At 67.9% G+C, this 10,390-nt stretch carries 8 protein-coding genes; all 8 read right to left on the bottom strand.

Annotated features, from left to right (window positions below):
* Positions 1–160: 160 nt before the first annotated feature.
* The gene (locus tag ABZY91_RS18165; protein WP_355403474.1) at positions 161–1,807 is read right to left on the bottom strand and encodes an ABC transporter substrate-binding protein; all 1,647 of its coding nucleotides are present in this window, start codon (positions 1,805–1,807) and stop codon (positions 161–163) included.
* Positions 1,808–2,239: 432 nt separating this feature from the next.
* Entirely contained in the window at positions 2,240–3,466 is a 1,227-nt protein-coding gene (locus tag ABZY91_RS18160) for a dipeptide ABC transporter ATP-binding protein (RefSeq protein WP_355403472.1), read from the bottom strand.
* On the bottom strand, positions 3,456–4,508 hold the full coding sequence (locus ABZY91_RS18155) for an ABC transporter ATP-binding protein (RefSeq protein WP_355403470.1): 1,053 nt from the start codon (positions 4,506–4,508) through the stop codon (positions 3,456–3,458). Before ABZY91_RS18155 ends, ABZY91_RS18160 begins: the two co-directional genes overlap by 11 nt.
* A 15-nt stretch (positions 4,509–4,523) precedes the next feature.
* Positions 4,524–5,438, bottom strand: a complete 915-nt coding sequence (locus ABZY91_RS18150) for an ABC transporter permease (protein ID WP_355403479.1) — start codon at positions 5,436–5,438, stop codon at positions 4,524–4,526.
* Positions 5,439–5,514: 76 nt separating this feature from the next.
* Entirely contained in the window at positions 5,515–6,441 is a 927-nt protein-coding gene (locus ABZY91_RS18145) for an ABC transporter permease (protein ID WP_329874632.1), read from the bottom strand.
* 84 nt (positions 6,442–6,525) lie between these two features.
* Entirely contained in the window at positions 6,526–8,148 is a 1,623-nt protein-coding gene (locus ABZY91_RS18140) for an ABC transporter substrate-binding protein (protein WP_329874634.1), read from the bottom strand.
* 173 nt (positions 8,149–8,321) lie between these two features.
* Positions 8,322–9,338, bottom strand: coding sequence for a dipeptide ABC transporter ATP-binding protein (locus tag ABZY91_RS18135; protein ID WP_355403467.1), 1,017 nt, complete (start codon positions 9,336–9,338; stop codon positions 8,322–8,324).
* Positions 9,331–10,380, bottom strand: coding sequence for an ABC transporter ATP-binding protein (locus tag ABZY91_RS18130; RefSeq protein WP_329876241.1), 1,050 nt, complete (start codon positions 10,378–10,380; stop codon positions 9,331–9,333). The genes ABZY91_RS18135 and ABZY91_RS18130 overlap by 8 nt, the downstream gene beginning before the upstream one ends.
* Between the last annotated feature and the right edge of the window lie 10 nt (positions 10,381–10,390).

Below are 10,390 nucleotides of genomic sequence, written 5' to 3'. Positions count from 1 at the left end.
TTACCCTCCGGGGGGCGTCTTTTTTTTTTTTGGGTTTCGTTCTCCGGCCCAACCCCCGGCCGCCCTTGCGGACTCCCGGGGGGGGGGGCCCGGGCGGGGGGGGGGGGGGGGGGGGGCCCCCCCCCCCCCCCGCCGTGGCGTACCGGTCAGCTGGGGGGCGTCAGGCCAGTTCGACGTTGGCCAGGTCCATCTGCCCCTGGGCGTTGACGTTCACGTTCTTGACGGTCTTCGTGTAGGCCGCGGAGGACATGTAGGTGTACACCGGGATGTACGGCAGGTCCTTGATGAGGATGTCGTCGGCGGCCTGGTAGAGCTTGAGGCCCTCGGCCTCGCCCTTGGCGGCGTCGGCCTTGGCCAGCGTGGCCTCGAACTCCTCGTTGACGTAGCCGCCGTAGTTGGAGCCGTTCTCGATGGCGACCTTGGAGAAGATCGGGCGCAGGTAGTTCTCGATCGACGGGTAGTCCATCGACCAGGCCATGCGGAAGGCCCCGGAGTACTTCTTGTCGCCCAGCGCGGTGAGGATGGCGCCGAACTTCTCGAACGGCTTGAAGGTGACCTCCAGACCGAGGTTCTTCTTCAGCTGGTTGCCGACCGCCTCGATCCACTCCTTGTGGCCGCCGTCGGCGTTGTACCCGATCTCGATCGTGTTGCCGGGCAGGCCGCCGGCCAGGGTGAAGAGCTCCTTGGCCTTCGCCGGGTCGTACTTGGCGGCGTCGCCGAGCGCGCCCGCGCGGTAGCCCGGGATGATCGGGCTGATGAAGTCGTCGGCCGGCTTGCGGGTGCCCGAGAAAATCGTCTTGGTGATCGCCTCGCGGTCGATCGCCATCGAGATCGCCTTGCGCAGCTCCGGCTTCTGGAACGCCGGGTTCGTGGCGATCGGGAATCCGAGGTAACCGACGCCGGATTCCGGCTTGTAGATGTAGCGGTCGCCGAACTCCTGGGCGACGGTCGCCATCGCCGAGATCGGCAGCTTGTCGGTGATCTGGATGTTGTTCGCGCGCAGGTCGTTGTACGCGGTTTCCAGCTTGTCGTAAACCTTGAACGTGACGGAATCCAGCTTGGCCTTTCCGTCCGACGCCGGGAAGTTCTCGTACCGCTTGACCTTGATCTGCTTGTTGTGCTCCCACTTGCCGTCCATCTGGAAGGCGCCGTTGCCGATCGGCGCCTCCTCGAAGGCCTTGGTGTCGGTGAAGAAGGCCTTCGGGAGCGGGAAGAAGGCGTTGTAGCCGAGCATGGTCTTGAACTGCGAGAACGGCACCTTGAGGGTGACGGTGAAGGTCTTGTCGTCGACGACCGCCAGGCCCTTGAGCTTGTCCGCGGTGGGCGTCTTGTCCTTGCCCGGGGCCAGCTCCTCGGAGCCGAGGATCTTGTCGTAGAACGGCATGGCCTCCTGCGCGTTGGCCTGGTTCGCGCCGTAGTTCCAGGCGTCGACGAACGACTGCGCGGTGACCTTCTCGCCGTTGTGGAAGGTGTAGCCGTCCTTGAGCTTGATCGTCCAGACGGTCGCGTCCGGGCTCTCGATCGACTCGGCGACCCGCAGCCGCGGCGAGTTGTCCTTGATGTCGTAGTCGACCAGGCCGGCGAAGATCGCGTTGAGCACCTCGGAGCCCTCGGACTCCGCGGTGTTCTGCGGTACCAGACCGTGCTGCGGCTCACCCAGCTCGACGCTGATCGAGCCGCCCTTCTTGCCCGACCCCGAGGTGCCCCCGTCCGAGGACATCTTGTCGCTGCTGGTGCTGCAGGCCGAGATCGCGAGCGCGGTGCAGGCCGCGAGCGCGGTCCAACGCATCGTCTTGGTGAGCCTCATTCAACTGCTCCTCGATTTAAGGGCTTACGAACGAACGGCGCCTCGCCAGTCGGTGTGCCGGGCATGGCGAAGGTCGACATCTCAGGGCCGATCCGCACAGGTGACGAGGTGACCACTGATACGCGCAGAGCAACTATCGATCACCCGACCCCTTCGGTGGAATCGCCGTCACATCTCTTTTCAATTACATGCTCAGACCAACCCGTGACAATACTCGGCAAATTCCTCCATATCGCGCGCGGAGCCGTCAATTCCACTTTCCGAATAACGAACATATATCACCGGTATTCGGCGCATTACGAAGCGTAATGATCATTTCCGAGTGCCCCGGACACCGTTCGGACGGGAATTCCCGCAGGTCGGCGGGCCGCAACGCGAGAGCGCGCCCTCCGAACGGAGGACGCGCTCTGTGAGTGGGGCGTACGCCCGGTGTCAAACGGTTTCCGGGCCGCCCCCGGGCTCTCCCCCGGGCCCCTTCCCGGACTCCCCCGCCGGAGCCCACTCCCCCGGTCCGCGCTCGGCCGCGAAGTGGCACGCCGAGTCGTGCGCCGCGAGCCCGTCCAGCCAGGCCGGGACGGCCAGCAGCGGGGTCTCCAGCGCGCACTTCTCCTGCGCCTTCCAGCAGCGGGTGCGGAACCGGCAGCCGGACGGCGGGTTCGCCGGCGAGGGCACGTCCCCGGTGAGGACGATCCGGTCCCGCGACTCGCGCGCCGTCGGATCCGGCACCGGCACCGCGGAGAGCAGCGCCTGGGTGTACGGGTGCGTGGCGTGGTCGTAGATCTCCCGGTCGCTGCCGATCTCGACCATCCTGCCGAGGTACATCACGCCGACCCGGTCGGAGATGTGCCGGACGATCGAGAGGTCGTGCGCGATGAACATGTACGAGAGGTTGAACTCGCTCTGGAGCTGCTCCAGCAGGTTGATCACCTGCGCCTGCACCGAGACGTCCAGCGCGGACACCGGCTCGTCGCAGATGATGACCTCCGGCTTGAGCGCCAGCCCCCGCGCGATGCCGATGCGCTGGCGCTGGCCGCCGGAGAACTGGTGCGGGTACCGGTTGATGTACTCCGGGTTCAGGCCCACCACGTCCAGCAGGTCCTGGACGGCCTTGCGGCGGTCGCCCTTCGGGGCCACCTCGGGGTGGATCTCGTAGGGCTCACCGATGATGTCGCCGACCGTCATGCGCGGGTTCAGCGAGGTGTACGGGTCCTGGAACACCATCTGGATGTTCCGCCGCACCGCCTTCAGCCCGGCCCCGGAGAGCCGGGAGATCTCCTCGCCCTTGAACCGGACCGATCCCGCGGTGGCGGGCTCCAGGTTCATCAGCACCTTGGCCAGCGTGGACTTCCCGCAGCCCGACTCGCCGACGATGCCCAGTGTCTCGCCCTGCCGCAGGTCGAAGGAGACCCCGTCGACCGCCTTCACCGCGCCGACCTGCTTCTTGAACAGCACCCCCCTGGTCAGCGGGAAGTGCTTGACCAGGTCGCGGACCTCCAGGATCGGCTCGCCGCGCGCCACCTTCTGGGCGAAGGCGGCCTCCACGGGCGCGGCGCTCACCCCGGTCACCCTCGTCGCCCCGGTCCCGGTCCCGGCCCCCGTCGCACCGGCCCCCGTCCCACCGGAGCCCGTCGCACCGGCGCCCGTCCCGTCAGCGGTCATGGAGGGTCTCCTTCCAGAAGAAGCAGGCACTGCCCCGCCCGGCCAGCTCGGTGCCGTCGTCCTCGGTGACCGGGAACAGCTCCGGCACCTCCCGCCCGCAGACGGCCTGCGCCCGCGGACAGCGCGGGTTGAACGCGCAACCCGGCGGGATCCGCAGGAGGTTGGGCGGCAGGCCCTTGATCGCGTACAGCTCCTGGCCCTTCTGGTCCAGGCGCGGGATCGAGTCCAGCAGACCCCTGGTGTACGGGTGCGCCGGGCGCGCGTACAACTCGTGCACCGGCGCCGTCTCGACGATCCGGCCCGCGTACATCACGGCGATCTTGTCGGCCACGTCGGCGACCACACCGAGGTCGTGGGTGATCAGGATCAGACCCATGTGGTACTCGGCCTGGAGCTCCGCGAGCAGGTCCATCACCTGGGCCTGGACGGTGACGTCCAGGGCCGTGGTGGGCTCGTCCGCGATGATCAGGTCGGGCTCCAGCGCCAGCGCCATGGCGATCATGATGCGCTGGCGCATACCGCCCGAGAACTGGTGCGGGTAGTCGCCGACCCGGTCCCGGGCGGCGGGGATGCGCACCCGGTCCATCAGCTCGATGGCCTTCTCCTTGGCCTCCTTGCGCGAGGCGCCGTGGTGGGCGCGGAACATCTCGCCGAGCTGGAAGCCCACCGTGAGCACCGGGTTCAGCGAGGAGAGCGCGTCCTGGAAGATCATCGCGATCTTCTGCCCGCGGATCTTCCGCCGTTCCTCCCTGCCCATGGTGAGCATGTCCTGTCCGCGGAACCGGATCTCGCCGCGGGGGATGCGGGCCGGCGGCATGTCGAGGATGCCCATGATCGCCTGCGCGGTCACCGACTTGCCCGAACCGGACTCGCCGAGCACCGCCAGGGTCTCCCCCGCCCGCACGCTGTAGTTGACCCCGTTGACCGCCTTGGCCACCCCGTCCCGGGTGACGAACTCGACGTGCAGGTCGCGGACGTCGAGCAGCGGCCCCTCGTAGGGCTTCTCGTGCTGGGATTTGCCGGTATCGACTGCTGTGGTCACGATGCGTCCCCTCGCTCAGCGAAGCTTCGGGTCGAGGGCGTCGCGCACCGCGTCGCCCAGCATGATGAAGGCCAGCACGGTGACGGAGAGTGCCGCGGCCGGGAAGAACATCACGTACGGGGCGGTCCGGATCACCTTCTGGGCGGAGGAGATGTCGATGCCCCAGGAGATGGTCGGATCCTGCAGGCCGATGCCGAGGAAGCTCAGCGTCGCCTCGGTGGCGATGTACCCGCCCAGGGCGATGGTGGCCACCACGATCACCGGGGCGACCGCGTTCGGCAGGATGTGCCGGAGCATCAGCCGGCCGGTGCCGGCGCCGAGCGCCCGGCCGGCCACCACGAAGTCGGACTGCTTGACCGTCAGCACCGCACCGCGCATGACGCGCGCGATCTGCGTCCAGCCGAGGAAGGCGAGCGCGATCACCACGCTCCACACCGTGCGGTGGGAGAAGGAGTTCAGCAGGACCAGCGCGCCGAGCAGCAGCGGGATGCCGAAGAAGATGTCGATGATCCGGGAGATCACCGCGTCCACGCCGCCGCCGAAGTAGCCGGCCACCATCCCGGCCAGTCCGCCGAGCACGGTCACCGCGGCGGTCACGCAGATGCCGACGGTGATCGACGCCCGGGCGCCGTACACCACCCGGGCGTAGATGGACCGGCCCTGGCCGTCGTAGCCGAACCAGCCGGCGCCGAAGAAGTCCGTCCAGTCCGGCCGCCTGAGGTAGTCGTTGACCAGGTCGGCCTTGCGCGGGTCGGCGTCGGTGAACGCCCAGGGGAAGATCGCCATCACGACCAGCAGCAGGATCAGCACCGCCGAGATCAGGAAGATCGGCCGCCGCCGGAGGTCCCGCCAGGCATCGCCCCAGAGGCTGCGGGCCTCCTCCCGTTTGACCGGGTCGGGCTCCACCAGGGTCTCCAGCTCGACCGCCATGCCCTGCTCACCGGCGTAGTCCAGGTGGTCCATCCCCGGCTTGGGGTGCGGTTCGTACGAGCTCTCGTCGTGGATGTCAGGCATAGCGGATCCTCGGGTCCAGGACCGCGTAGAGCAGGTCGACGATGAGGGAGGCGACCAGGTAGACGATCACCAGGACGGTCACGATGCCGACCACGGTGGGTCCCTCCTTCTGGTTGATCGCCCGGTACAGGACGTTGCCGATGCCCTGGACGTTGAAGATGCCCTCCGTGACGATCGCGCCGCCCATCAGCGCGCCCAGGTCGGTACCGAGGAAGGTGACCACCGGGATGAGCGAGTTGCGCAGCAGGTGACGGGAGATGATGGTGCGCCGGGGCAGGCCCTTGGCGACCGCCGTGCGGAGGTAGTCGGCCCGCAGGTTCTCGCCGATCGAGGTCCGGGTGAGCCGCGCGACGAAGGCCAGTGAGAGCGAGCCCAGGACGATCGCCGGCAGGATCAGTTGGGAGAGGTCCGTCGAGTCCTGCACCGTCGGGGTGACCCAGCCCAGATTGGTCGCGAAGATCGTCTGGGCGATGTAGGCCAGCACGAAGACCGGGATCGAGATCACCAGCAGGGTGAGGACCAGCACCAGGGTGTCCTGGAGGCTGCCGCGCTTCAGACCGGAGACCAGGCCCAGGCAGAGGCCGAGGATCATCTCGAAGAGGAAGGCCATCACGGCCAGCCGGATGGTGACCGGGAAGGCGTCCGCCATGATCTCGGTGACCGGCCGGCCGGTGAAGCTGGTGCCGAAGTCCCCCTGGAAGAGGTTCCCCATGTAGTGCAGGTACTGCTTCCAGAGCGGCTGGTCCAGGTAGTACTTGTGCTTGAGGTTGGCCACCACGGCGGGGTCGGCGGCCTTGTCGCCGAACAGCGCCGAGACCGGGTCGCCCGGCAGGGTGTAGACCATCAGGAAGATCAGCAGCGTGGTGCCGAAGAACACCGGGATCATCTGCAGTACCCGACGCAGCACATAACTGCCCATCCGAGCCTCCTTCCTAGCTATCTGACCGAGTGCCCGGGCCCCGCCCTCCGTGCGGGGAGGGCGGGGCCGGCGCAGGGGGGCTGATCAGCCCTTGACCTCGACCTGGGTCCAGGCGGGGTTGCCGAAGGAGTCGAACTCGACGTTCTGCACCTTGGTGGAGTAGCCCGAGTTGGTGCGGTAGTACCAGAGCGGGACCGCCGGCATGTCGCCCGCCAGCACGGCCTCGGCCTGCTGGTAGCCGGTCACCGTGTCGGCCACGCTGGGAGCCTGGTCGGCCTGGTTCGCCAGCTGGTCGAACTGCGGGCTGCTGTAGCCGAAGTCGTTGGAGGCGGCACCGGTGCGGTAGACGTCCGCGAGGAAGTTGGCGTTCAGCGGGTAGTCCTGCACCCAGCCGGTACGGAACGCACCGTTGATCTGGTGGCCGGTGATCGCCGCGCGGGCGGTCTTGAAGTCGGGCTTCGGGTCGCCCACGCAGTCCACGCCGGTGCTCTGCCGGATCGAGTTGCAGACCGCGTCGACCCACTCCTTGTGGCCGCCGTCCGCGTTGTAGGTGATCGTCAGCCTGTTGCCGGGCACGCCGCCGCCCTCGGCGATCAGCTGCTTCGCCTTGGCCGGGTCGAACGTGCAGTTGGCACCGCACTGGCCGTCCTTGTAGCCCTCGACGCCCTCGGCGACCCAGGCGGTGGCCGCCTTGCGCGAGCCCTGCAGCACCGTCTTGGTGATGGTCTCGCGGTCGATCGCCATCGACAGGCCCTGGCGGACCTTGGCCTTCTCCGGCGGGGCCCAGTCCGGCTGGTACAGGGTGAAGCCGATGTTCTGGATGGCGCCCTGCGGCGCGTCGATCGCCCGGTCGCCGAGGTCGCTCTTGTAGGTGGCCAGCGCCGACGGGGGCACCTGGTCGATCACGTCCAGGTTGTTGGACTGGAGGTCCGCGTAGGCGGCCTCCGCGGTGCTGTACATCTTGAAGACGATGCCGCCGTTCTTCGGCTTGTCGACGCCCTGGTAGTCCGGGAACGCCTTGGTGACCACCTGCTGGTTGTGGTCCCAGCTCACGAACTGGTAGGCGCCGTTGCCGACCGGCTTCTGGCCGTACCCGGCCGGGTCGTTGAAGAAGGCGTCGGGCAGCGGGGAGAAGGCGATGTAGCCGAGCTTGTACTCGAAGTAGGAGACCTTGCCGTTGAGCTTCACGGTGAAGTGCAGGTCGTCCACGACGGTCAGCCCGGACATCTTGTTCGTGGCGGGCTGGCCGCTCGTCGGGTGGACGTCCTGGTAGCCCTCGATGTCGGAGAACCAGGAGCTGTTGATCTGGTTGTTGCTGGTGGTCGCGGCCCAGTTCCACGCGTCGACGAAGTTCTTGGCGTGGACCGGGGTCCCGTCGTGGAACTTCCAGCCGTCCTTCAGGGTGATGGTGAAGGTCTGGGAGTCGCTCGTCTCGATGGTGTCGGCGACCTGCATCCGGATCTTCGCGTTGGTGGGGTCGTAGTCGACCAGGCCCTTGAACAGGTTCTGCAGGATGCGCCCACCACCCGTCTCGTTGGCGTTCGCCGGCTGCAACGGGTTCTGCGGTTCACTGCTCTGGTAGCTGAAGGTCTTGGTGCTGTCCGACGAACCGCTGCTGCTGCCGCCGCCGCTGCTGCACCCGCTGGCCACCAGGGCCACGGATGTCGCTGCGGCGAGGACCCATCGAGCACGGGTGGCTGCGGGCATGGAGGTCCCTCCTCAAGGTGTGTGACGCATCACACCCCATGAGAAGCGCGCCCGTGCGGCGGCGCGAGTCGGGTACCCCCGGACGGGTGCACCGGGGGCCGGAGGAGTTGACGGAACGCCGGAAGGGCCCGCAGCACGGGGCTGCGGGCCCTTCCGGGCGGAGTGAAGCGGGATCAGGCCGCAGCCGGCTCCCGGACCTCGGCGAAGTGGCACGCCGACTGGTGCTTGGCCGCACCGGTCAGCACCTCGGGGACCGCCAGCAGCGGGACCTCGGTGGAGCAGCGCTCCTCGGCCTTCCAGCAGCGGGTGCGGAACCGGCAGCCGGACGGCGGGTTGGCCGGCGAGGGGATGTCACCGGTCAGGATGATCCGGTCGCGGGTCTCGCGCGCCGTCGGGTCCGGCACCGGCACCGCGGAGAGCAGCGCCTGGGTGTACGGGTGCGTGGCGTTCTCGTAGATCTCCTCGTCCGAGCCGATCTCGACCATCTTGCCCAGGTACATCACGCCGACGCGGTCGGAGATGTGCCGGACGATCGAGAGGTCGTGCGCGATGAACATGTACGAGAGCTCGAACTCGCTCTGGAGCTGCTCCAGCAGGTTGATCACCTGCGCCTGGACGGAGACGTCCAGGGCGGAGACCGGCTCGTCGCAGATGATGATCTCGGGCTTGAGCGCGAGGCCGCGGGCGATGCCGATGCGCTGGCGCTGGCCGCCGGAGAACTGGTGCGGGTACCGGTTGATGTACTCCGGGTTCAGGCCCACCACGTCCAGCAGGTCCTGGACGGCCTTGCGGCGGTCGCCCTTCGGGGCCACCTCGGGGTGGATCTCGAACGGCTCACCGATGATGTCGCCGACCGTCATGCGCGGGTTCAGCGAGGTGTACGGGTCCTGGAACACCATCTGGATGTTCCGGCGGACGGCCTTGAGGCCCGCGCCGGACAGCTTGGAGATGTCCTCGCCCTTGAACAGCACCTGACCGGAGGTGGCCCGCTCCAGGTTCATCAGCACCTTGGCCAGCGTGGACTTGCCACAGCCGGACTCGCCGACGATGCCGAGGGTCTCGCCCCTCGCCAGGTCGAAGGAGACGCCGTCGACGGCCTTGACCGCGCCGACCTGCTTCTTGAAGAGGATGCCCTGGGTCAGCGGGTAGTGCTTGACCAGGTCCTTGACCTCCAGGATGGGCTCAGCCATGGAGGGTCTCCTTCCAGAGGTGGCACGCGCTGCGGCGGCCGGTGAGCTCCTTGCCGTCCTTGTCGGTCACCTGGTGCAGCTTCGGGATCTCCGAGCGGCACAGGTCGGTGGCGACGTCACAGCGGGGGTTGAACGCGCAGCCGGCCGGGACCTTGAGCAGGTTCGGGGGCAGGCCCTTGATCGCGTACAGCTCCTGGCCCTTCTGGTCCAGGCGCGGGATGGAGCGGAGCAGGCCCTTGGTGTACGGGTGCGCCGGGTTGGCGTACAGCTCGTGCACCGGCGCCGTCTCGACGATCCGGCCCGCGTACATCACGGCGATCTTGTCCGCGACGTCGGCGACCACACCGAGGTCGTGGGTGATCAGGATCAGGCCCATGTTGTACTCGGCCTGGAGCTCCGCGAGCAGGTCCATCACCTGGGCCTGGACGGTGACGTCCAGGGCGGTGGTGGGCTCGTCCGCGATGATCAGGTCGGGCTCCATGGAGAGCGCCATGGCGATCATGATGCGCTGGCGCATACCGCCGGAGAACTGGTGCGGGTAGTCGCCGACGCGCTGCCGGGCGGCGGGGATGCGCACCCGCTCCATCAGCTCGATGGCCTTCTCCCGGGCCTCCTTCTTGGAGGAGCCGCGGTGCACCCGGAACATCTCGCCGAGCTGGGCGCCGACGGTCATCACGGGGTTCAGCGAGGAGAGCGCGTCCTGGAAGATCATCGCGATCTTCTGGCCGCGGATCTGCCGGCGGTCCTCCTCCTTCATGGCGAGCATGTCCTGCCCGCGGAAGAGGATCTGGCCCTGGCTGATCTTGCCGGGCGGCATGTCGAGGATGCCCATGATGGTCTGGGCGGTCACGGACTTGCCGGAGCCGGACTCGCCGAGCACCGCCAGGGTCTCACCGGCGGCCACGGAGTAGTTGACGCCGTTCACGGCCTTGGCGACGCCGTCCCGGGTGTGGAACTCCACGTGGAGGTCCTTGACCTCCAGCAGCGGGGTGCCAACCTCCAGGCGGCCGGTCTTCTGGTTCTTCTCGATCACGGTGGTCATCGGGTCGTCA

This window comes from Kitasatospora sp. NPDC002965 (genome assembly GCF_040611255.1).
Lineage (GTDB): Bacteria > Actinomycetota > Actinomycetes > Streptomycetales > Streptomycetaceae > Kitasatospora.
Note: the sequence above shows the minus strand (reverse complement) of the source record. Positions and strands in the feature narration are given on the sequence as shown.

Bases quoted from the DNA above. Each gene is read 5' to 3' on its own strand.
- ABZY91_RS18165 (WP_355403474.1), bottom strand. From the start codon at position 1,807: ATGAGGCTCACCAAGACGATGCGTTGGACCGCGCTCGCGGCCTGCACC.
- ABZY91_RS18160 (WP_355403472.1), bottom strand. From the start codon at position 3,466: ATGACCGCTGACGGGACGGGCGCCGGTGCGACGGGCTCCGGTGGGACG.
- ABZY91_RS18150 (WP_355403479.1), bottom strand. From the start codon at position 5,438: ATGGCGGTCGAGCTGGAGACCCTGGTGGAGCCCGACCCGGTCAAACGG.
- ABZY91_RS18145 (WP_329874632.1), bottom strand. From the start codon at position 6,441: ATGGGCAGTTATGTGCTGCGTCGGGTACTGCAGATGATCCCGGTGTTC.
- ABZY91_RS18140 (WP_329874634.1), bottom strand. From the start codon at position 8,148: ATGCCCGCAGCCACCCGTGCTCGATGGGTCCTCGCCGCAGCGACATCC.
- ABZY91_RS18135 (WP_355403467.1), bottom strand. From the start codon at position 9,338: ATGGCTGAGCCCATCCTGGAGGTCAAGGACCTGGTCAAGCACTACCCG.
- ABZY91_RS18130 (WP_329876241.1), bottom strand. From the start codon at position 10,380: ATGACCACCGTGATCGAGAAGAACCAGAAGACCGGCCGCCTGGAGGTT.